Origin of the sequence: Micromonospora sp. HUAS YX12, assembly GCF_040215685.1 — a bacterium.
Classification (GTDB): Bacteria; Actinomycetota; Actinomycetes; order Mycobacteriales; family Micromonosporaceae; genus Micromonospora; species Micromonospora tulbaghiae.
The window spans coordinates 426,224-447,105 of sequence record NZ_CP157974.1 but is presented as its reverse complement, the minus strand read 5'-3'; the positions used below and the strand labels follow the sequence as shown (position 1 = coordinate 447,105).

The following is a 20,882-nucleotide window of genomic DNA, read 5'->3' as shown; positions in this document are numbered from 1 at the left end:
TCAGCCGGCGCGCTGGTCCGGTTCCGGCCGGACCAGCGCGGCCAGCACGTGCGCCAGATGGTGCGAGGTGCTCCACGCGATCCAGTTGGCCGGTGAGCCCGCGCCCGCGCCCCGCCGGGCCCGCCGGACGATCTCGTGGTCGCCCCAGGAGAACCCGGCCCCGGCCGGCGACCAGTGCGGCGCGGCCGTCAACGTGCGGCAGAGGTCGGCGAAGCGCTCGTCGCCCCGCCCGCCCCGCCGCGACCAGCGGTAGACCCACCACGCGTCGTCGGCGGCCCAGCGCAGCGTCGGTGTCCGGTCGCCCGGCTCCTCCGCGTCCCGCACCGCGCAGCCCACGCCGTAGTCGCCGTACCCGAGGCCCAGGTCGGCCAGGCGCCGCCAGAGCGACCAGTCGTAGCGGTCCACGCGGACCGGTTCGTCCACCGACAGCCGGGACAGGGCCGGCGGCATCCCACCGGCCGCCATCGTCACCGAACGCCAGGCGTGCCGCCGGGCCCACTGCGCCGCACGCCGGATCCGTGGCTCGGCCAGCCGGACGTCGGCCCGGCAGCACACGTCCCCGGCGTCCAGCAGCAGGTCGCACTGTTCGGGCAGCAGACCCGTCACCCGCCACACCCGTTCCGCCGCCGCCGTGGCCGCGTCCGGCCCGGCCCGGTCCGGGCCGAGGTGCAACCGGACGACCGCGTGGTGCGCCCAGGCCCGGGCCGCCGCGCCGTGCGCGGCCAGCCGCCGGTCGCTGTCCGCGAGACCGATCACCGGCACCAGCGGTACGCCCCAGCGGACCGGATCGTGTTCGGTGTCATCCGGCAGGGCCGACACGTCGACGGCGGGCAGCAGCCCGGGCAGGCGTCCGAGGGTGTCCACGATGGACTGCGTGCCGGCCGGGACGTCGAGGACCGGTGCGAGCATCGCGGCCGAGGCGTCGTCGAGGCGGGTCAGCGCCTCCAGTTCCCCGCGCCGCGCGGCCAGCACCGGGCGGTAGACCGTCGGCCGGCCTCGGAGCGGCTGCACCATACTTCAATGTAGCCAGATGATTGCGCTGCGTCATGGTTTTCCGGTCGGCTCCGGTGTGACGAGCGGGTGCCGCAGCGGTCCGTGGAGCCGGCGGCGAATCGACGATCCAGTCGATGTTTCCGCAGCTCAGAGCCGCCCCCTGTCAGTGATCGGACAGTTCTGCGGCTGGTTGCCGGGCGGTTCGCCGACATAGCGTCGGAATCATCGAGGGTGATCGCCGACGATCGCCCGGACGCGTACGAACGCCTCCTGTCGGCGTACCGGCGGGAGAGAGGATCACCATGCCCAGCCGTAGGCCAAGGAGGGAAACCACCGGCCAGCCGATCCCGAGCATGCGGGAGGCCGGGCGCGCCGACACCGAGATCAACTCGTGTTCGGCGGTCGGGCTGCCGGCCACCGCGCGAATGCTGTTCGCCGTGGTCGACGCCAACGGAAGGCTCGTCCGCGGCCTCGGCGCCACCTCGGCCACCCGGCTCGCCGCCGGTATGTACCAGGTCGCGTTCGACCAGGACGTGGCCGCAGCGGCGTACGTCGGGACGGTCGGCCCCGGGACGGCCGACGGGCTGGTCCCGCAGGGTGTCATCACTGTGGCGCCGCGCTCCGGGATCGCCAACGCGGTGTTCGTCGAGACGCACGGCACGAGCGGGCACGTGGACCGTCCCTTTCACCTGGCCGTGCTCGCCTGACCGGACGCGCAGACGAGCGCACGGCGCCGCACGACCCCCGGTCGTAACGTCGCCGCGCTCCGGCCGTCTCCCACCACCGCAGCCGTACGGCGGTACGCCGGCGGGGACCTGGCTCGACCGGCCCAGCCCGCACCGGTCTTGTGGGCAGCACATGCCCCTTCCGAGGGGATCCAAACCGGATCGGCGTGGGGAATTCCACCATCTGCGACTCCCGGCGTGGCGGGCGCTTGATCGGGGTATGAGCGGACCATGGAGCATTTCACGATCGCGACAGTCGCCGAGAAGAGTCCCGACTTCCGCCGCGTGCTCTGGACCGGGGAGCACACCCAGCTGGTCATCATGACCATCCCGCCGGGCGGCGAGATCGGCGAGGAGGTCCACGAGGGCATCGACCAGATCCTCACGTTCGTCAGCGGCACCGGCGAGGCGCGGGTGGCCGGGGAGAAGAAGGAGGTCGTCTCCGGCGACCTGGTGGTCGTGCCGGCCGGCACGAAGCACAACTTCGTCAACACCGGGCCGAACCCGCTGGTGCTCTACACGGTCTACGGCCCGCCGGAGCACGCCGACGGCGCGGTGCACAAGACGAAGGAGGAGGCGGACGCCGCCGAGGCGGCGGGCGAGGACGAGCCGCCCACCTCCTGACCGCAGGTCTCGAGCGGGGCGCCGCGACCTACCAGGTCACACGGGCGCCCCGCTGTGCACCAGCCCCGGATACTTGACGCCCGCGCCGGTGTTGAGCACCACCACGCGCTCACCGGGCCGGATCCACCCGCCCGCGCGCAGGTGCCGGGCGGCGGTCAGGCAGGCCGCGCCCTCCGGGCAGAGCAGCAGCCCCTCCCGGGCGGCGAAGTCGCGCAGGTCGGTGAGGATCTCCGTGTCGTCCACCGCGATCGCGGTGCCGGCGCTGTCCCGCAGCGCGGACAGGATCAGCTCGTCGCCGAGCGGGGCGGGCACCGTGATGCCGAACGCGACGGTACGCGCGTCCTCCCACGGGGTGACGCGCTCCTCGCCGGCCGCGAACGCCCGCACGATCGGCGCGCATCCGGTGGACTGCACCGCGACCAGCCGGGGCAGCCGGTCCTCCACCCAGCCCAGCTCACGTAGCTCGTGCAGCGCCTTGTGGATGCCGATCAACCCGACGCCCCCGCCGGTGGGATAGACGATCACGTCGGGCACCTGCCAGCCGAGCTGCTCGACGATCTCGTACCCCATGGTCTTCTTGCCCTCCAGGCGGTACGGCTCGCGCAGCGTGCCGGCATCGAAGATCCCTCCGCCCGACCCGGCGATCAGCTCGGCGATGTCCCGGCCCGCGTCGTTGATCAGGCCGTCGATCAGCCGCAGTTCGGCGCCGGCGGCGAGGCACTCCTCGCGGCAGATGCTCGGCGCGGCCAGCGGCATGGCGATGGTCGCGCCCATCCCGGCCCGCGCCGCGTACGTGGCCCAGGCCGCGCCGGCGTTGCCGTTCGTGGGCATGGCGATCCGCTTCACGCCCAGCTCCCGGGCCCGGCTCACGCCCACCGACGCGCCGCGCGCCTTGAACGACCCGGTCGGGGTCAGCCCCTCGTCCTTGACGATCAGGTCCGCGATGCTGATCTCGTGCCCGTACGCCGGCGCGCGCCACATCGGCGTCCAGCCCTCGCCGAGCGTGGTGACGAACCGGGGATCGGCCACCGGCAGCAGCTCCCGGTAGCGCCACAGGTCGGCCGGGCGCAGCCCGAACTGTTCCGGGGCGACGGTGGCGGCCACCGCGGCGAGGTCGTAGCGGGCCAGCAGCGGCGAGCCGCAGCCGCACAGGTTCTGCAACACGTCGGCCGGGTGTTCACGGCCGCAGCGCGGGCACTCCAGGTGCGTCAGGTGCACGGTGGTCCTCAGCTCGCGTCGATGCTCAGCCAGTGCCGGCTGCGCCGGCCCGGCTCGTACGGGGAGTCGAGGCGTTTCGCCACCACCCCCGGGAGCCCCTGCTCACGGGCGGCCCGTAGGGCGTCCGCGCCGACTCCCGGGAACCACGGCGGAGTCTGCCAGTGCGGACCGGTGAGCGCCAGACCGTCGAGCAGGTCACGGCGTTGCGCGTACGGCACGTCGAGGCTGGACACGCCCTCCAGCCAGAGCAGGTCGACGGCGAGGAACTGCCCGTCGCGCCGGGTCGGCGGCCGGACCCGCCCGGCCGGGTCGATCCGTACCAGCACGCCGTCGAGCACCGCCTCGGCCGGGGCCAGCGCCTCGGCCATCGCCCGCGCCCAGGGGTACGCCCCGGTGACCTCCGCGTCGTCGCCGTCGAGCAGCCGCAGCCGGCCGCCCGAGACGTACGCCATCGCGCGCACGCCCGCCCAGCGCAGCTCGTACCCCCAGGCGGCGGCGTCGCGCGGCAGCCGCCCGCCCTCGGCGGGCCGCATCGGGCGGACCAGCTCGGGCATCGGCGTCCAGCCCTCCGGCGCCGGGTCGGTGCGCCTGGGACCGGAAGGCGTGCGGCGACCGCGGCGAGCACCAGTCCGTCCCGATGGGCGTCAGGCCCGGCCCGGACGACGTCTGCGGCCTCACCGCCCACCTGGTCCAGCTGGTCGACTCCCCGACGGTGCTGGTGGCGTTGACGTTCGTCGGCGTCGACCCGGCCGACACCATGGTGCAGCTGGTCACCCTGGACCAGGCGGTCATCCTGACGTACCGGATCCGCACCCTGGCCGAGCGGGCGAAGGGCGGCCAGCGGTGACCCGGGCGGTCGTGGTGATGGTCGACGCCGACCGGGCCCGCTGGCTCGGCGCCTGCGCCACCCACGTGGCAGAGCAGGGCTACGAGCTGGCGGCGATCGCCGACGCGGCCACCGCGCTGGCGATGATCGCTGACGGGCGCGCCGACGTGATCGTGGCCGGTACCGGGTCGCATCTGCCGGCGGTGGAGTTCGCGGCCGGTCCGCAGCGCCCGCACCGGGTCGCCCGGGACACGACGCCGGACACTGGACCGGTCGCCCTCGGCGGGGCGGGGCGGCGACCTCAGCGGGTGGCGCGGTGAGCCGCCGGACGCCACGGTGGTGGCGGCCGGGATACCGGAACGTGCGGCCGGCGGGGCGGTCCCTGTCGTCGCGGCCCCGGCGGGAACGGTTCACCGGCGACGACCTGGCCGGCGAGTACCTGCGCGGCTGGGATCAGGCGCAACTGGACGCGCGGACGCTGATCGAGCGCACCAGCGGGTACGAGCTGGGATACGAGGCTGGCCGCGCTGATGAGGCGCGCGAGCACCGGGAGCGGGAGGAGCAGCTGCGCCGCCTGGTCGACGCGGCCGACGCCGCCGAGGCCGGGGACACGTCGCTACTGGACGCGTTCCTCGGCGACGCTCCGGCCGGTGACGACTTCCTGGACGTGGCCGACGCCGCCGGCGTGACCCCGCTCCCGGACGGCGACGGCGGGCAGCTGGCCGCCGACGTCGAGCAGTGGCTGCGCGACCGGGACGGCCGCCGGTGACCGCCCGCGCCGAGCAGCTGCGCCGCGCCGTGCTGGACATGGCGGCCCGGTACGGCGAGGCCACCCAGGAGTACGCCTTCGCCACCAACGCCCACGCCGACGAGCGGGCGCGGCACCTGCGCGCCATCCGCCGCCGCTACACCGCCCTGTGCCTCCTCACCCGCGCCCTCGCTGACCTGACCGGAGGTACCGACCGGTGACCGCCCCCACGATCAACGGCACCCGCTACCCGCAGCCCGTCGACCAGCTGGTGCCGGCCGCGCGCGCCCTGGCCGACGAGCTGGGCGCGGTGCCGTCCCGCAACGAGCTGATGCGGCAGTTCCGGATCGGCGCGCCGAAGGCCGGGGAGCTGCTGGCGCTGCTGCGCGCCACCGCCGACCGGAACGCCGCCGCGGTACCGGCGCCCACCACGGTGCCGGCCACCGCCGTGCCGCTGACCCTGCCGGCCGTCGACGAGCCGACGCCGCCCGTACCCGGGCCTGCCGTCCCGGCCCGCCCGGACCTGCGACCGGTATTCGTCGCACCCGGCCCGCACCCGGGGCCGGACCCAGCAGACCCGGTGAGCCCGGCCCCGCCTGCCCCGGACACACCGCCGCAGGCCACCCGCTACGGACACCCGGGCACGCCCGCAGACCGGGAGCACCTGCTCCGGGTCTCACCGTTGCGGCCGATGTGGTGCACGATCACCACGCACGCCGCCGACGCTGCGCGCAGCTTCTCGGCCTGGTCGACGAAGTGCCCCATCTCGGTGTTGGAGTTCTCCTCCACCCCGACCGTCACCCGGGCCTGCGTGTCGATGACGACCATGACCGCGCCGATCTCCCGGCACAGCTCGACCAGGGCGTCCCACTCGGCCCGGTTCGTTGACTGCACGGGCAGCGGCAGGAAGTAGACGTTCTCCATCCGCCGGCCCATCGCCGTCTCCCACGCCCGGACGCGCTTCTTCGTGCCCCGGGCACCCTCGGCGACCAGGAACACCACCGGGCCCTGCTGGACCGGGTACGTCTGCCACGGCTCGCCGGTGCCCACCGCGGCGGCCATGTCGAGCACCACGAACGACTTGCCGTGGCCGGGCTTGCCGACGACCCAGACCAGCGAGTCGCGGAAGAGGACGTCCTCCCCGATCAGCGGCTCGGGGTCGGGGATCGTGTCGAGGCCGGCGGAGTCGAGCAGCGCGGCGCGTAGCCGGTCGAGGTGGCTCGGCTGCTGTCCGGGGCTGCGGGCTTCGAGCGCGTCCAGCGCGGCGCGGGCCTGGTCGAGCAGCGCCCGCCGGGCGATCGGGTCGGCGGTCTCACCGGCCCGCCGGGTGACCTCGGCGGCCAGCTGCGTGCCGCGCTGGTGCGCCGCCTCGGTCACGAGCCCGGCGTAGTGCGGGCCCTGCGCGGTCACCGGCACGGCTTCCATGCAGGTGTGCAGGTACGCGGCGCCGCCTGCCTTGTGCAGCTCCTCGGCGGCGAGCAGCGCGGCTGCCACCGCGGCCGGGTCGGTCGGCTCGCCACGCTGGCGGAGACCTGCGACCGCGCGCCAGATCGCGCGGTGCGCGGGCGTGCCCAGCTGGTCGACGGCGACCAGGCCGAGCATCTCGTCAGCGTGCGCGGGGGTGGTCATGGCGGTGCCGATGACGATCTGTTCGGCCTGCCGGGTGACGTCCTGGACGGCGGCGGTCACCGTGCGACCTCGTGGCGTCCGTGTTGGTCGGTGATCGGCGGTAGGCTGTTGCGGGACAGCTCGTCCGGCCGTCGTGAGGGCCGCCCCACCGTTGCGGGGGCGGCCTTCTTCGTGCCTCACGCCGCCTCACCCGCCTGGCCGGCGGCCGGCATCAGGAGACCGGCCAGCCGGGCGCGCTGCTCGTCGGTCAACGGCGGGGCCTGATCGACCAGACGGGTGATGTGCCGGGCAAGCGTAGCTTCCCGGAGTTCACGGGATGCGGCTTGCGTGGCGGGGGTGGTCCGTGCCGTGGTGGCGCTTCTGCGCGGCGTAGGTGGCACGCTTTGAAAGGAAGGCGTCGTTAAGACGGCCTCGGGTCATTGGGACCAGAGCTCCATCGTCGACGTCCTACGCAGCTTAGCAAGGAAGATCGATTGGGTGCCAGTTGGGCAACCTCAACTCTGGTCGTCCGCAGCCCAGATGTCCGCCCACGTCCGGTCGTCGTTCCGCCACCGCGACGCGCCCAGGAACTTCGTGGCATCCCACGCCGCACGGCCCCGGATCGGCTCACCCAGCCGCACGACCATGATCGAGCGCCACACCGACTGCTTCAGGCTCACGTCCGTGATCGCCCGGTACGCCGCCACCGGGTCAGCCGCGGCCAGCAGCGCCGACGTGGCATCCACCCGGCCGGCGGCAGTGATCTCGGCCTGAATCTGGTCGAGGCGTTCCTGTCCCCGGTCCATGCCGGCCTTCAGCGCCGCCTTCACCGCGCCGCCCCGGGACAGCGCGAACTCCGCGGCCAGCTCGGTCAGGTTGCTCTGGATGGCCGCCGCCTCGGCCCACAGCCCTTGCAGGTCAACGCCTTCCGCCGGTCGGGGTAGCAGCCGCTGCCGGGCGTCCTCCTTGGCTAGCAGCGCCTCAACGGTGTCGTCGAGCCACCGGTGCAGCGGGTCCGCGCGCCACTGCCGGAAGCAGGTCATGCACCGGTACTTCAGGTCGCCGGTCGGCCCGTAGGTGACGTTCACGGTGACGTCGCAGCGGTCGCACAGGAACAGGCCGGTGCCGACGTGCCGCCGGGCCGGGCCGCTCTGATGGATCCGCCGGCCCGGGTCCTCCAGGAGCTGCTTCGCGGCCCGCCACGTCGCCTCGGGGACGATCGGCGGGTTCGGCGCCGCGTACTCGATGCCGTTGAGGATCCGCAGCCCGGCGTTGCGGGGCTTGAGCAGGATCTTCCGGATCACCGGGGCGCGCCACTTGCCGCGCCCGGTGGCGGTCGGCACGCCGCGGCGGTTGAGGTCGGCTTGCAGACCGGCGAGGGAGCCGCCGGCGAGCACGTGCGCGTACCAGCGGCGGATTTCCTCGGCCTCGGCCTCGATCAGGTCCTGGCCGTTCGCGGCGAGGCCGTAGCTGCGCGGGCCGCCGTGGTACTCGCCCCGCTCGGCGCGGTCGAGCACCTCCGCGGCAACCCGCTCGGCGATCTCCTCGGCCTCGCCCGCGTCCCGGGCGGCCATGGTGCGGGCGATCTCTCGGCCCTGCGCAGTGTTCAGGTCGAAGCTCGGCGACCGCACGTAGCGGTAGGTGATGCCGTACCCGGTGGCGAGGTCGATCAGGTCTTCGTGCTCGCGGGGTCGGCGGGTGAGCCGGCCGCTGGTGTAGGCCACGATCACGGAGAACTTCCCGGCCTTCGCGTCGGCGATGAGTCGGTCGTACTCCGGGCGGGGCTTGCGGGACTTGGTGCTGGCCGAGATGTCGTTGTCGCGGTAGACGTCGACGACGGTCAGGCCCTCCCGCTGGGCCAGCGCCTGGCAGTCCTTGCCCTGCCGGTCGACGCCCAGCTCTCGGCCTTCCCGGTCGTCACTGATGCGTTCGTAGATTGCAGCGAGCCTCATAAGGGGATAGCGTACTCACCATCGGGTGGTCCTCGGTGTGCACGGCCAGGTGGTTGCGGCCCGGGTCGCGGGGCAGGCCGCGCGGCACCGCCCACGAGGCCAGCACGCCGTCGTGCTCCAGCCGCAGATCCCAGTGCAGGCTCCGGGCGTGGTGCTGCTGGATGACGAAGCGGGCCGCGTGCCGCGCCGACGCTTCCGCCCGGGAGCCCGCTCGGGCACCGGTTCCGGGGTACGCGCGGCGTCCCGTTTCCGCCGGTACTCCTCCAGCCGGTCCGCCATCCCCGCATCCTCCCCCAGACGTGCCGTGCGCGCCGGGATGCCGGTGTGTGCACGGCGAACCGGGGTAGAACGGGGGACATGGACAGCGACCAGCCCACCCTCCCGCTCGCCGGCGACGTCCGGATCCCGTTGCTCGGCTTCGGCACCTGGAAGGCCACCGGCGAGGCCGGGTTCCAGGCGGTGCTCGCCGCGCTGGACGCCGGCTACCGGCACATCGACACAGCCACCATGTACGGCAACGAGAAGGAGGTCGGGCGGGCGGTCAAGGAGAGCGGGCTGCGCCGCGAGGACCTCTTCATCACCACCAAGCTGCCGCCGGACCGGGTGGGCCGGGAGCGGGAGACCATCGAGGCCAGCCTGGCCGCCCTGGAGACCGACTACGTCGACCTGTGGCTGGTGCACTGGCCGCCGTCCGCGCCGGGTGACAGCATCCCGGTGTGGCGGGAGATGCTCGCCGCGCGGGACGAGAACATGGCTCGCACGGTCGGGGTGAGCAACTACTCGATCGACCAGATCGACGAGCTGATCCAGGCCACCGAGGAGACGCCCGCGGTCAACCAGATCCGCTGGAGCCCGTCGCTGTACGACAGGCAGACGTACGCCGCCCACCGGGACCGGGGCGTGGCGCTGGAGGGGTACAGCCCGTTCAAGAACAGCGACCTGTCCGACCCGGTGCTGGTCCGGATCGCCCAGGCGCACGACGTGTCGCCGGCCCAGGTGGTGCTGCGCTGGCACATCGACCACGAGATCGTGGTCATCCCGAAGTCGGTCACGCCGGAGCGCATCCGCGCCAACGTCGACGTGTTCGGGTTCTCGCTCACCGCGGAGGAGATGCGCGACATCGATGCCCTCGCCGGCTGAGGCGTACCCGTGCAGGGGGCGCGGTCCGCTGCGGACCGCGCCCCCTGCCGCGTGCGGTGGTCAGCCCCGGGCGCAGGTGGAGCCGTTGAGCGTGAAGCTGCTCGGCGCGGAGTAGCTGCCGTTCAGCGTCGCCTGGTAGCCGAAGCTGGTCGACGCCCCGGGTGCCAGCGTGCCGTTGTAGCCGGCGTTGCGGGCGGTCACCGCCGAGCCGCTCTGGCTGACCGTGGCGTTCCACGCGTTGGTGACGGTCTGCCCGGAGGGCAGGTTGTAGTTCAGCGTCCAGCCGTTGATCGTGCCGGAGCCGGTGTTCTTGACCGTCACGTCGGCGGTGAAGCCGTTGTTCCACACGTTCGCGGCCTTGTAGGTGACGGTGCACGACGCGCCGCCCGACGGCGGGGGCGTGGTCGGCGGCGCGGTGGTCGGCGGGGCCGACGTGGGCGGCGGGTTGGAACCGGTGTTCACCGACTGCGAGAACGAGTTCACCGCCAGCCCGACGCCGCCCTGCCACGGCTCGAAGCCGGCCTGGATGCTGGTCAGGTACCAGTCGCCTGTGATCGCGCCCCGGTTACGGGTGTCGTTGATGAACGCCATCGCGTCGAAGCTGAAGCTGGGGATGGCCGACGGCGACAGGTACGAGATGACGTTGTTGGAGCCGTTGCTGCCGCGCCAGACCTCCCAGGTACGGCCGGCGATGCTGGCGGTGCCGACCGGCGAGCCGATGGGCTGGATCGAGCCCTGCCGGTTGAGCCAGATCATGATCTCCATCTGGTTCACGCCGTCGCGCTTGGGCGAGGGGTCGAGCCAGATGTCGTACGACGCGTTGAAGATCGCGCCGCTGACGTAGTTGTAGCTGATGCTGGACGGCGCGCTGCTGATGTTCTTCACCTGCACCGGCAGGTTCGTGCCGGGCGAGCAGTTGGTGTAGTGGCAGCCCACGAAGATCGACGGGTACGCGACCGGCGCCCCGTTGGTCGGCGCGGAGCCGTCCGCCCGGGTGATGGAGAAGCCGGTCGAGGTGACGTTGATGCACTGCTGGGCACTGGTGCCCCAGCGGTTGTTCTGCACCACGTACTTGCCGCCGATCGTGGTCGATCCGTACTGCTCGCAGATCTGGGTGTCGGCGGAGGCGGTGCCGCCGAGCGCGACGGCGACGAGGGTGCCGGCGGCCAGCAGTCCGGCTGCCGCGAGGGCCCTGAGTGGACGCTTCATGATGCTCCTTGGCTCGGCGCGGGACGGCGCCGGTTCGGTCGGTGATACGGGCGGGAGCGCTCCCACGGTGCAGGGAATACATTTACATGTCTCAAATCATTGCGCAAATGCGCCGGGCTCGTTAACGCTCCGCGTCCGGCCGGTGGCGCGAGCGCGGGTCGCGTCCGCCCCTTCCCCCAGATGGAGGCGGGATTCCTGCCGGTGGGACGGGGTGTGCCGCCGACCGGCGGCCCGCGCCAGGGCGCACGGGCACTTCCGCCGCCTGGTCGCGGCGAGTAATGTCTTGCCTCCAACGCGTTCCGATCCCCCTCCGGAGGCGTACCCCGTGATGGGTGGTTCCCCCCTGCGCATCCTCGTCGTCGGCGCGGGCATCGCCGGCCTCGCCGTGGCCCGGGCGCTGCGCCTGGCGGGGTTCCGGCCCGACGTCACCGAGCGGCTGCCACCCACCGAGTCGATCGACTCCGGGCTCTACCTACCGGGCAACGCCGCCCGCGCGATGCGCCGGCTCGACCTCGACGGGCCGCTGCGCCCGCTCGGCCAGGTGATCCACCGGCAGCGTTTCCTCGACGCCGCCGGAGCGCCGTTGTGCGAGGTCGATCTCGACGCGCTCTGGGCCGGCGTGGGGGAGTGCCGGGCGCTGCCCCGGGCCGAACTGCACCGGGTGCTGCTCACCGGCGCCGGCGGCGCGGTGCGCCACGGCGCCGAGGTGAGCACCGTCGACCCGATGCCCGGCCGGGTCGCCGTCGGCTTCACCGACGGCACCGGCGGCGAGTACGACCTGGTCGTCGGCGCCGACGGGCCCCGCTCGGCGGTACGGACGCTCGCCGCGCTCGGCGGACCACCACGCCCCGCCGGGCAGGTGGTCTACCGCGCCCTGGTGCGCGGCGGCCCCCGGATCGCGGACTGGACCGCCCTGCTCGGCCAGCGGGCCGGGTTCCTGGTGGTGCCACTCGGCGCCGGACGGCTCTACTGCTATGCCGACGAGGCCGGCACCGACCTGCCCGCCGACCCGCTCGCCCGCCTGCACGAACTGTTCGGCGCCTACGGTGGCCCGGTGCCCGAGGTGCTGGCCGCGCTGGAGACCGTTTCCGTGGAGCGCACCGAGGAGGTCGAGCTGGGGCGCTGGTTCCACGGCCGGGTGCTGCTCGTCGGTGATGCCGCTCACGCCACCGCTCCGACGCTGTCCCAGGGCGCGGCCATGGCGCTGGAGGACGCCGTCGTCCTCGCGGAGTCGCTGCGGGCCGCCGGCAGCGTCGACGCCGCCCTGATCGCGTACGAGAGTCGTCGGCGGCCGCGTACCCGCTGGGTGCGGGACCGGACCCGGGACCGCAACCGCACCCGCGACGTGCCGCCGGCGCTGCGCGACCCGTTGCTGCGCGGACGCGGCGGGCGGATCTTCCGGGAGCACTACCGGCTCCTGACCGGTCCGCTCTGAAGGGTGGGAGATCGTAGCCGCCCACCCCACGCGGCGGGGCCACCTACCGGGGACTATCCTCCTTGCGGATGACGGCTGCGCCGATGACCAGCGCGCCGAGCGGGACAACCAGAACCGGAGGCCACTCGTGACCACCGTCGCACCCAAGCCGGTCGTGACCCGGCCCTGGCCGGTCCGCGAGCCGGTCAAGGGGTCGGCCATCGCGCGGCTGCTGCGCACCACGGACGCGAAGCAGATCGGGATCATGTACATGGTCACCGCGTTCGTGTTCTTCATGATCGGTGGCCTGATGGCCCTGATCATGCGCGCCGAACTCGCGCGACCGGGCCTGCAGTTCCTTTCGCCCGAGCAGTACAACCAGCTCTTCACGATGCACGGCACGATCATGCTGCTGTTCTTCGCGACGCCGATCGTGTTCGCCTTCGCGAACTACGTGGTGCCGCTGCAGATCGGCGCGCCGGACGTGTCGTTCCCCCGCCTCAACGCGTTCGCCTACTGGCTGTACCTGTTCGGCGGCACGCTCGCCACCGCGGGCTTCATCGCCCCGGGCGGCGCGGCCGACTTCGGCTGGACCGCGTACACCCCGCTGAGCACCGCCGAGCACGCCCCGGGCGTCGGCGCGAACATGTGGGTCGTCGGCCTGGCCATCTCCGGTCTGGGCACGATCCTCGGCGCGGTCAACCTGATCACCACGATCCTGACCCTGCGCGCGCCCGGCATGACGATGTTCCGGATGCCGATCTTCACCTGGAACATGCTGGTCACCAGCCTGCTGGCGATCCTGGTCTTCCCGCTGCTGGCCGCCGCGCTGTTCGCGCTCGCCGCGGACCGCCTGATGGGCGCCCACGTGTACGACCCGGCGACCGGCGGGCCGATGCTGTGGCAGCACCTGTTCTGGTTCTTCGGTCACCCCGAGGTGTACATCATCGCGCTGCCGTTCTTCGGCATCATCAGCGAGATCATCCCGGTGTTCTCCCGGAAGCCGATCTTCGGCTACAAGGGCCTGGTGGCCGCCACCATCGCCATCGCGGCCCTGTCGATGAGCGTCTGGGCGCACCACATGTTCGCCACCGGCCAGGTGCTGCTGCCGTTCTTCAGCTTCCTGAGCTACCTGATCGCGGTGCCCACCGGTATGAAGTTCTTCAACTGGATCGGCACCATGTGGCGGGGCCAGATCACCTTCGAGACGCCGATGCTGTTCTCGATCGGCTTCCTGGTGACCTTCCTCTTCGGTGGTCTCACCGGTGTGCTGCTGGCCAGCCCGCCGCTCGACTTCCACCTGCACGACTCGTACTTCGTGGTGGCGCACTTCCACTACGTGCTCTTCGGCACCATCGTGTTCGCCGTGTTCGCCGGCATCTACTTCTGGTTCCCCAAGATGTTCGGCCGGATGCTCGACGAGCGGCTCGGCAAGATCCACTTCTGGCTGACCATGATCGGTTTCCACACCACGTTCCTGGTGCAGCACTGGCTGGGCAACGAGGGCATGCCGCGCCGGTACGCCGACTACCAGGCCGCCGACGGCTTCACCACGCTGAACACGATCTCCACGATCGGCGCGTTCATCACCGGTATCTCGACGCTGCCGTTCATCTGGAACTGCTGGAAGTCGTACAAGACCGGCCCGGTCGTCGAGGTCGACGACCCGTGGGGCCACGGCAACTCGCTCGAGTGGGCCACCAGCTCCCCGCCGCCGCTGCGCAACTTCGACCGGATGCCGCGCATCCGCTCCGAGCGGCCGGCGTTCGACGCGAAGTTCCCCGAGCTGGCCGCCGGGCAGAGCCTGGCCGGTCCGCCCGAGGGTGGTGCCAAGCCGCTGACCAGCGAGGTCAACGGTGGCGCCAGCTACCAGGAGGACACCGCAGGCAACCTCGACCAGCGCTAGTTACCGCGCCGCTACGTCGAGACGGGCGCCGCACCCCTTGCCGGGGCGCGGCGCCCGCCCCTTTCCCGCTCCTTTCCCGCTCCCGCACTCCGGCGCTCCCTGCGCTCCTTCTGCGTCGATCATGAAGTTAGCGGCGATCGGCGTCCGATTCATCCCCGCTAACTTCATGATCGCCGGACCAGTCCGGTCGGGCGGGGTGGGGCCGGGCCGGGTGAGTCCGGCGCCGGACGCTGCAGCCCGTGATCAAGGAGTTTGTGGCGGTTCACCGGCCCAGCCTGGACACAAACTCCTTGATCACGCCCGAGGGGCGGCCCGCGTGCCGCGCCAGGTCGGGTGATCAAGGGGTTTGGGGCGGTTTGCGCCGCTGGTGAGGACGTGAACTCCTTGGTCAACTGGCGGGAGAGCGGGAGAGCGGAGGCCAGGGCGGAGGCGGGGGCGGAGGGCTACAGGGGCGCGGGGGCCAGCTCTGGTTCCGGAGTCGGGGTGGGGACCGGGGTGCGGCGGCGGCGCAGCTCGATCGGGAGCACCGCCAGCGCCACCAGCGCGCCGATCGCGCCCGTGACCACGAAGCCCCACACGGGCGCGCTGGCGTCGATCACCGCGCCGGCCAGCGGCGCGCCGAGCGCGATGCCCACCGTCACCGCGGAGCCGTGCAGGCCCATGGCCAGGCCCCGGACGGAGGGCGGGGCCAACCGGCTGACCGCGTCGGAGGTGGACGCGATGGTGGGCGCGCAGAGCGCACCGGCCGGGATCAGCGCGAGACAGAGCAGCCACCAGTGCGACCCGCCCAGCCCGACCGGGATGGTGGTGAGGCTCAGCGCGGCCATCAGTGCCAGCGGGGAGAACGAGCGGCGTACGGCGCCGTAGGCGAATCCGCCTACCAGCGAGGCGACCGCCCAGGCGGCCAGCACGGCGCCGGTCCAGCCGACCTCGCCACCGGAGCGGAGCACGGCTACCACCGCGACGTCGGTGCCGCCGAGCACCAGCGTGGCGGCGAGGCTGACCGCCAGTACGGCGAGCAGGCGCGGGGTGAGCCACTCGCGGCGGTGCACCGGGCGCGGCGGACCGGCCGGCTCGTCGGCGGCCCGGATCGGCGGGTTGAGCAGCCAGAAGCAGATGCCGGCGGCGACGATCCCGGCGCCGACCGCCCAGAGCGTCAGGCGCGGCGTGACGGCGGTGGCCAGGGCCACGGCGAGCGCCGGGCCGACCATGAACGACAACTCCACCGCCATCGAGTCCAGCGCGTACGCGGGGCGGCGCTTCTCGACCGGCACGAGCGCGGCGATCGACTGCCGGACCATCGAGAAGATCGGCAGGGCGAGCAGCCCGGCGAGGAACGCGGCCGGGAGCAGCACCGGGTACGGCAGTGTGGGCGCGGCGGACCAGAACAGCGCCTCGGCGACGGTGGTGAGCACCAGCACCGGCCGCAGCCCCCGGCGGTCGATGAGCCGCCCGAGCAGCGGGGCGCCGACCGCCGCGCCGATCGTGGACGCGGCGCCGACCAGGCCGGCGGCGCCGTAGCCGCGGCCCAGGTCGAGCACCACGTAGAAGGTGAGCGTCACCCCGGTGGCGGTCAGCGGCACACGGGCCAGCACCGACACCAGCAGCAACGATCGGAGACCGGGCAGCGCGAGCGCTTCCCGGTAAGGCTTCAGATTCACGACGGACCGTACCTCCGGCGCCATCCTGGGGCCGGGGTACGACACCCGCAAGCGATTACCCGGTCAAGCGGTCCTGATCACAGGCTCGCCCACCGTTGTCACCCCGGCGCCGTCGAGCGCCCGCAGCGCCACGTCGAGCGTGTCCGGCGCGACAGCGGCGGTCAGGTCGAGCAGCACGGTGGTCCGGAAGCCCTCCCGGGCGGCGTCCAGGGCGGTCGCGCGCACGCAGTGGTCGGTGGCGATGCCGACCACGTCGACCCGGTCCACGTCGTGCCGGCGCAGCCAGTCGGCCAGGCACTCGCCGTCGGGGGCGTGCCCCTCGAAACCGGAGTACGCGGCCGCGTGCTCGCCCTTGTGGAAGATCACCTCCACCCGGCCGGTCGCCAGCTCGGGGTGGAACTCGGAACCGGAGGTGCCGACCACGCAGTGCCGGGGCCAGGAGTCGACGTAGTCCGGCGGGTCGCCGAAGTGCGCGCCCGGGTCGACGTGGTAGTCCTTCGTCGCGACCACGTGGTCCCACCGGTCCGGTTCGGCGGCGAGCAGCCGGGAGATGCCGGCGGCCACGCCGGCTCCGCCACCGACCGCGAGGGAGCCGCCCTCGCAGAAGTCGTTCTGCACGTCCACGATGATCAGGGCGTTCGCCATCTGACGGGTTCCTCTTCAGCTCGCGGGTACGACGGTCACCGGTACGGCCGGATCCCCGGCGGAGAGCTTGAGCCCCTCCCACGGGATGGAGATCAGGCACTGGCGCAGGTGGTCCCGGGACTCCTCCAGCGTGGGCAGCGTCTCCGGCTCGCCCGACACCACGTACGAGTGCTGGAGCAACCGGTCGTTGGGCTGCCGGTCCGGCACGCCCTGCGGCACGATGACCTCCTCGGTGGCGGTGCCGGTCGGCTTGTGCCGGCGGACCGCGACCTTCCGGCCGCCGATGGTGGCCTTGTGCTCGGAGCGCTTGACCACGGGTCGCCCCTCCACCTCGACCAGCTTGTAGACGAGGCCGGCGGTGGGCGCCCCGGAGCCGGTCACCACGGCGGTGCCGGCGCCGTACATGTCCACCGGCTCGGCGGCGAGGGCGGCGATGGCGTACTCGTCGAGGTCGCCGGAGACGATGATCTTCGTCTCGGTGGCGCCGAGCGAGTCGAGCAGCTCGCGGGACTGCTGGGCGATCACCGCGAGGTCGCCGGAGTCGATCCGGACCGCCCGCAGTTCCGGCCCGGCCACCGCGATGGCGTTGCGGATGCCCTGGGCGATGTCGTACGTGTCGACGAGCAGCGTGGTGTCCTTGCCCAGCGTGGCGACCTGGGAGGCGAACGCGGCCCGCTCGTCGTCGTGCAGCAGCGTGAAGGCGTGCGCGGCGGTGCCCGCGGTGGGGATGCCGTAGCGCTGCCCGGCGGCCAGGTTGGAGGTGAACCGGAACCCGGCCAGGTACGCGGCCCGCGCCGCCGCGACGGCGGCCTCCTCGTGCGCGCGGCGGGAGCCCATCTCGATCAGTGCCCGGCCCCGGGCCGCGGTGACCATCCGGGCGGCCGCGGCGGCGATCGCGCAGTCGTGGTTGAGCACTGACAGCACCAGCGTCTCCAGCACCACGCACTCGGCGAACGTGCCCGACACGGTGAGGATCGGGGAGCCGGGGAAGAACAGCTCACCCTCGGCGTAGCCGTCGATGTCGCCGGTGAACCGGTAGTCGGCCAGCCACTGCGCGGCCCGGTCGTCCACCACTCCGGTACGGCGCAGGAAGTCGATCTCCGCCGGGTCGAACCGGAAGTCGCGGATCATCTCGATCAGCCGGCCGGTCCCGGCGACCACGCCGTACCGGCGCCCGGCGGGCAGCCGCCGGCTGAACACCTCGAAGACGCAGCGTCGGTCGGCCGTGCCGTCACGCAGGGCCGCGCTGACCATGGTCAGCTCGTAGTGGTCGGTCAGCAGCGCGGGGCGAAGGGTGCTCACCGCCCCAGCCTAGAGTTCAGCCCGGGTTCGTGCCGTCGTGCCCCGGCATCGACCGCAGTGCGGCCCGCAACTCGCCGCGCCCGGCGACGCCGAGCTTGCTGTAGACGCGCTGGAGGTGGTTCTCCACCGTGCGCGTGGACAGGAACAGCCGCTCGGCGATGGCACGGCTGGTCACGCCGTCGGCGGCGAGGCGGGCGATCTCCCACTCCCGCTCGCTGAGCGTCGGGCGCAGCAGGCGCAGCGCCGGGGTGGAGATCTCGTCGCAGCGGCGCAGCAGATCGGCGAGGCGTTCCCGGATCGGCCCGGTGGCGCCGCCCCGGACGTGTCGCGTCCGGTGCAGGGCCAGGGCGGTCGCCTCGGCCGCGTACACGGTCAGCTCCCGGTCGGCGAAGCCGTCGGCGACGGCGAGCAGCGCGTCCGGGGAGCCGTCGACGGCGGCCCGGGCGAACCGGGCGACCAGCGGCGGCAGCACGCCGTCGACCTGCTCGGAGAGTTCGGCCAGGCGTTGCGCCACCGTGCGCCGGCCACCGTCGGTGCAGGTCGGGCCGACCGGCGCGGCGGCCTGGTCCAGCCGGACCAGGTCGAGCAGGACGAGCAGTTCGTGCCCGGCCAGGCCGTCCTCGCGCAGCCGGTCGGCGAGCGCGCACAGGTGCTTGGTGGCCGCCGGCAGGTCACCCGTCGCGGCCTGGACCGCGCCCCGGGCCTGCTCCAGCCACGGGTAGAGCACGGCCATGCCGGGCGCGTGCGTCCGGTCCGCCTCGGCCATCGCCTCGGCCGCGTGCGTCGCGTCTCCGCGCAGCGCGGCGGCCTGGGCGCGCTCGGCGTGCGCGAGGCCCGCGTACACCCGGCTGGTGGCGAGCACCGCGCACGCCTCCAGGCTGGTCCGCAGCGCGTCGTCGCCGCGCCCGCGCAGCCGTGCCGCGTACGCCTGGAGGATGGCCAGGTAGCCGGTGCCGAGCCGGAAGTCGCCGGCCCCGGCCAGGTCGGCGAACTCGTCGGCGACGATCGCGTCGATGCCGGGCAGGTCGCCGGAGAGCGTCAGCCGGGTGCCCCGGGCCAGTTCCATGGCGAGCTGGAGGTAGGGCATGTCGGCCCGCCAGCACGCCGCCTCGGCCTGCACCCGGGCGATCGCGTTGGCACTGAGCTGGTATTGCCCCTGCGCGGCTTGCAGGTGGGCGAGCGTGCAGCGGGCCAGCTCCCGGGCGGCCATCGGGGCGGCGGGCCGGTCCAGCACCTCCTGGGCCAGCCGTACCGCGACGTCGACGTCGAGCCGGTGCAGCCGCATGATGGCCTCGAACGCGCGTACCCGGGCCCGGTGGGCGGGGTCGCGCAGCTCCTCGCCGCGCGCGGCGATCTCCTCCACCGTGGACTCGCGGTTGAGCCCCCAGTAGCTGACCATGCCCCGGACGGTCAGCCACCGGCTGCGCCGCCGGTCGTCGTGGATCTCACCGGCGACCTGGTCGAGCACGCCGAGCGCCTCGTCCGGCCGGTCGCCGAACATCAGGATGGTGGCGAGCAGCTCCGCCGCGTCCGTGCCGCCGCCGGCCTCCAGCGCGGCCCGGGCCAGCCGGGTGGCCAGTGGCACGTCGTACCGGCCGAACGCCTGCACCGCCGCTTCGAGCAGCAGGGCCACGTCCTGCGCCGTACCCGAGTCGAGCCGCCACACCGCGACGCGCAGCAGGTCCTCCCGGCGGCGCTTGCCGACCTGTTCCAGCAGGCCGGCCAGGGTGGCCTGGAGCCGGCGGGTGCGGCTGACCGGGCAGTGCCGGCGCATCACCTCGCCGTAGAGCGGGTGCGCCAGGCGGACGTTGAGCCGCCGGTCGTCGTGGACCAGCGTGATGAGCCCGCGTTCCTCGGCCGTCTCCACGTCGGCCGGGTCGACCGCGCGTTCCAGCAGTTGCAGGCCCAGCGGTTCGCCGAAGGCGACCAGCTCGACGACCGCCCGGACGCCGGGGGTGAGCTGGCCGATCCGGGTGTCGATCAGTTCGGTGAGGCTGGGCGCAAGCTCCAGCCGGCCGGTCCAGGTCCAGATCCCGTACCTGCGGTTCAGCTCGTCGTCGGCGGCCAGCACCAGCTCCCGCAGCAGCAGCGGGTTGCCGGCGGAGAGCTGGAACAGCCGGTCCGAGGAGCCGGCGTCGACCGGGCCGCCCAGGATGGCGGCGAGCAGTCCGGTGGTCTCACTGCGGCACAGCGGGCCCAGCTCGACCAGGTCGGCCAGGTCGTCGGTCCAGAGTGCGCGGATCGGCAGCGGGATCTGCTCGCCGTTGCGCAGCGTCCCGATGACGTACGCGTTCTCGGAGCGGGCGACCAGGTGCACGAGCGCCGCCGAGGGCGGGTCGAGCAGATGCGCGTCGTCGATGGCCAGCACGATGGGCCGGCCGGCGGCCTGTTCCTGGAGCACGTCCACGGCCCAGCGCAGGATCCCGGCGGGGGACAGGCCCTGCGGCTGCGAGGCGGGCAGCACCTGGACCAGCCCGCCGAACGGCAACGCGGCAGTGGTGGCGCTGGCCGCGATGGACCAGATCGCGTACCGCTCGGGGGAGAGCGCGGCCACCCCCTCGCGCAGCAGCCGGCTCTTGCCGACCCCGGCGTCGCCGCTGAAGAGCAGCCCGCGCCCCTCCGGGCCGCCGACCGCCGACTTCAGACGGTTGAGTTCATCAGTACGGCCGACGAACTCCCACCTGCTCATCGATGCAGCATATCGACCGTTTTCCGTCCGCGTGCGCACCGTCACGCAGTGAAGTTGAGTAATCTGTTCATTACCGGTGAGTACCGGATGTGTTGGTTGTCGGATGGCCGACACCCGTACTCTTCCGGCAGTCCCTGCAAGCAGGGAAAATCCGCGACCGGTACCCCGGTCGCCCGACCGGGAGGCCCACCTGATGACGCCAGGTCCGCTCCCTTCGGTCGA

At 73.1% G+C, this 20,882-nt stretch carries 19 protein-coding genes and 2 pseudogenes; 9 read left to right on the top strand and 12 right to left on the bottom strand.

Annotation, left to right across the window (positions count from 1 at the left end):
• Complete coding sequence (locus ABIH81_RS02215) at nt 1-1,014, bottom strand: hypothetical protein (RefSeq protein WP_349878782.1); 1,014 nt, start codon at nt 1,012-1,014, stop codon at nt 1-3.
• Between the two features lie 281 nt (nt 1,015-1,295).
• Here ABIH81_RS02215 and ABIH81_RS02210 point away from each other — a divergent pair, with 281 nt between their 5' ends.
• Complete coding sequence (locus tag ABIH81_RS02210) at nt 1,296-1,700, top strand: hypothetical protein (RefSeq protein WP_349878781.1); 405 nt, start codon at nt 1,296-1,298, stop codon at nt 1,698-1,700.
• A gap of 249 nt (nt 1,701-1,949) precedes the next feature.
• A complete protein-coding gene (locus tag ABIH81_RS02205) occupies nt 1,950-2,342 on the top strand; it encodes a cupin domain-containing protein (protein WP_174535537.1) in 393 nt (130 codons plus the stop codon).
• Between the two features lie 36 nt (nt 2,343-2,378).
• Here ABIH81_RS02205 and ABIH81_RS02200 read toward each other — a convergent pair whose 3' ends face one another.
• A complete protein-coding gene (locus ABIH81_RS02200) occupies nt 2,379-3,560 on the bottom strand; it encodes a threonine synthase (RefSeq protein ID WP_349878780.1) in 1,182 nt (393 codons plus the stop codon).
• 8 nt (nt 3,561-3,568) lie between these two features.
• Nucleotides 3,569-4,150: pseudogene (locus ABIH81_RS02195) on the bottom strand (ATP-dependent DNA ligase); the annotation flags it as partial.
• A gap of 47 nt (nt 4,151-4,197) precedes the next feature.
• On the opposite strand from ABIH81_RS02195, the gene ABIH81_RS02190 reads away from it, so the two are divergent.
• The 4 genes from ABIH81_RS02190 to ABIH81_RS02175 are packed head-to-tail and all read left to right on the top strand — an operon-like array spanning nt 4,198 to nt 5,355.
• Nucleotides 4,198-4,407 (top strand): hypothetical protein, encoded by a 210-nt coding sequence (locus tag ABIH81_RS02190; protein WP_349878779.1) that lies wholly within the window; start codon nt 4,198-4,200, stop codon nt 4,405-4,407.
• Entirely contained in the window at nt 4,404-4,706 is a 303-nt protein-coding gene (locus ABIH81_RS02185; RefSeq protein ID WP_349878778.1) for a hypothetical protein, read from the top strand. Before ABIH81_RS02190 ends, ABIH81_RS02185 begins: the two co-directional genes overlap by 4 nt.
• 41 nt (nt 4,707-4,747) lie before the next feature.
• Nucleotides 4,748-5,155, top strand: coding sequence for a hypothetical protein (locus ABIH81_RS02180; RefSeq protein ID WP_349878777.1), 408 nt, complete (start codon nt 4,748-4,750; stop codon nt 5,153-5,155).
• Complete coding sequence (locus ABIH81_RS02175) at nt 5,152-5,355, top strand: hypothetical protein (RefSeq protein ID WP_349878776.1); 204 nt, start codon at nt 5,152-5,154, stop codon at nt 5,353-5,355. Before ABIH81_RS02180 ends, ABIH81_RS02175 begins: the two co-directional genes overlap by 4 nt.
• Nucleotides 5,356-5,380: 25 nt before the next feature.
• Here the strand turns inward: ABIH81_RS02175 and ABIH81_RS02170 are convergent, their stop codons facing one another.
• The 4 genes and pseudogenes from ABIH81_RS02170 to ABIH81_RS02155 all read right to left on the bottom strand — a co-directional run.
• Nucleotides 5,381-5,578: a hypothetical protein gene (locus ABIH81_RS02170; RefSeq protein ID WP_349878775.1), complete on the bottom strand. Its 198-nt coding sequence runs from the start codon at nt 5,576-5,578 to the stop codon at nt 5,381-5,383.
• 183 nt (nt 5,579-5,761) lie between these two features.
• Nucleotides 5,762-6,823 carry an AAA family ATPase gene (locus tag ABIH81_RS02165; protein ID WP_349878774.1) on the bottom strand — a complete coding sequence of 354 codons (1,062 nt, stop codon included), beginning with the start codon at nt 6,821-6,823 and terminating at the stop codon, nt 5,762-5,764.
• A gap of 434 nt (nt 6,824-7,257) precedes the next feature.
• Nucleotides 7,258-8,694: a recombinase family protein gene (locus tag ABIH81_RS02160; protein WP_349878773.1), complete on the bottom strand. Its 1,437-nt coding sequence runs from the start codon at nt 8,692-8,694 to the stop codon at nt 7,258-7,260.
• Between the two features lie 19 nt (nt 8,695-8,713).
• Nucleotides 8,714-8,973: pseudogene (locus tag ABIH81_RS02155) on the bottom strand (DNA polymerase ligase N-terminal domain-containing protein); the annotation flags it as partial.
• A gap of 78 nt (nt 8,974-9,051) precedes the next feature.
• On the opposite strand from ABIH81_RS02155, the gene ABIH81_RS02150 reads away from it, so the two are divergent.
• Nucleotides 9,052-9,834: an aldo/keto reductase gene (locus ABIH81_RS02150; RefSeq protein ID WP_349878772.1), complete on the top strand. Its 783-nt coding sequence runs from the start codon at nt 9,052-9,054 to the stop codon at nt 9,832-9,834.
• Between the two features lie 60 nt (nt 9,835-9,894).
• On the opposite strand, the gene ABIH81_RS02145 is transcribed toward ABIH81_RS02150, so the two are convergent.
• On the bottom strand, nt 9,895-11,043 hold the full coding sequence (locus tag ABIH81_RS02145; RefSeq protein ID WP_349878771.1) for a cellulose binding domain-containing protein: 1,149 nt from the start codon (nt 11,041-11,043) through the stop codon (nt 9,895-9,897).
• Nucleotides 11,044-11,371: 328 nt separating this feature from the next.
• Here ABIH81_RS02145 and ABIH81_RS02140 point away from each other — a divergent pair, with 328 nt between their 5' ends.
• Both ABIH81_RS02140 and ctaD read left to right on the top strand, forming a co-directional pair.
• Nucleotides 11,372-12,478 (top strand): FAD-dependent monooxygenase, encoded by a 1,107-nt coding sequence (locus tag ABIH81_RS02140; RefSeq protein WP_349878770.1) that lies wholly within the window; start codon nt 11,372-11,374, stop codon nt 12,476-12,478.
• Nucleotides 12,479-12,605: 127 nt separating this feature from the next.
• A complete protein-coding gene (gene ctaD / locus ABIH81_RS02135; RefSeq protein WP_349878769.1) occupies nt 12,606-14,363 on the top strand; it encodes a cytochrome c oxidase subunit I in 1,758 nt (585 codons plus the stop codon).
• Nucleotides 14,364-14,806: 443 nt separating this feature from the next.
• Here the strand turns inward: ctaD and ABIH81_RS02130 are convergent, their stop codons facing one another.
• Genes ABIH81_RS02130 through ABIH81_RS02115 form a run of 4 tightly spaced genes read right to left on the bottom strand, consistent with a single transcriptional unit; the run spans nt 14,807 to nt 20,660 of the window.
• Nucleotides 14,807-16,048, bottom strand: coding sequence for an MFS transporter (locus ABIH81_RS02130; protein ID WP_349878768.1), 1,242 nt, complete (start codon nt 16,046-16,048; stop codon nt 14,807-14,809).
• 39 nt (nt 16,049-16,087) lie between these two features.
• Nucleotides 16,088-16,669 carry an isochorismatase family protein gene (locus ABIH81_RS02125; RefSeq protein WP_349878767.1) on the bottom strand — a complete coding sequence of 194 codons (582 nt, stop codon included), beginning with the start codon at nt 16,667-16,669 and terminating at the stop codon, nt 16,088-16,090.
• A 15-nt stretch (nt 16,670-16,684) separates the two neighbouring features.
• Entirely contained in the window at nt 16,685-17,971 is a 1,287-nt protein-coding gene (locus tag ABIH81_RS02120) for a nicotinate phosphoribosyltransferase (protein ID WP_013284352.1), read from the bottom strand.
• A 16-nt stretch (nt 17,972-17,987) separates the two neighbouring features.
• Entirely contained in the window at nt 17,988-20,660 is a 2,673-nt protein-coding gene (locus ABIH81_RS02115) for a LuxR C-terminal-related transcriptional regulator (RefSeq protein WP_349878766.1), read from the bottom strand.
• Nucleotides 20,661-20,882: the final 222 nt, after the last annotated feature.

Bases quoted from the DNA above. Each gene is read 5' to 3' on its own strand.
- ABIH81_RS02215 (WP_349878782.1), bottom strand. From the start codon at position 1,014: ATGGTGCAGCCGCTCCGAGGCCGGCCGACGGTCTACCGCCCGGTGCTG.
- ABIH81_RS02210 (WP_349878781.1), top strand. From the start codon at position 1,296: ATGCCCAGCCGTAGGCCAAGGAGGGAAACCACCGGCCAGCCGATCCCG.
- ABIH81_RS02205 (WP_174535537.1), top strand. From the start codon at position 1,950: ATGGAGCATTTCACGATCGCGACAGTCGCCGAGAAGAGTCCCGACTTC.
- ABIH81_RS02190 (WP_349878779.1), top strand. From the start codon at position 4,198: ATGGGCGTCAGGCCCGGCCCGGACGACGTCTGCGGCCTCACCGCCCAC.
- ABIH81_RS02160 (WP_349878773.1), bottom strand. From the start codon at position 8,694: ATGAGGCTCGCTGCAATCTACGAACGCATCAGTGACGACCGGGAAGGC.
- ABIH81_RS02150 (WP_349878772.1), top strand. From the start codon at position 9,052: ATGGACAGCGACCAGCCCACCCTCCCGCTCGCCGGCGACGTCCGGATC.
- ABIH81_RS02145 (WP_349878771.1), bottom strand. From the start codon at position 11,043: ATGAAGCGTCCACTCAGGGCCCTCGCGGCAGCCGGACTGCTGGCCGCC.
- ABIH81_RS02140 (WP_349878770.1), top strand. From the start codon at position 11,372: ATGGGTGGTTCCCCCCTGCGCATCCTCGTCGTCGGCGCGGGCATCGCC.
- ABIH81_RS02130 (WP_349878768.1), bottom strand. From the start codon at position 16,048: ATGGCGCCGGAGGTACGGTCCGTCGTGAATCTGAAGCCTTACCGGGAA.
- ABIH81_RS02125 (WP_349878767.1), bottom strand. From the start codon at position 16,669: ATGGCGAACGCCCTGATCATCGTGGACGTGCAGAACGACTTCTGCGAG.
- ABIH81_RS02115 (WP_349878766.1), bottom strand. From the start codon at position 20,660: ATGAGCAGGTGGGAGTTCGTCGGCCGTACTGATGAACTCAACCGTCTG.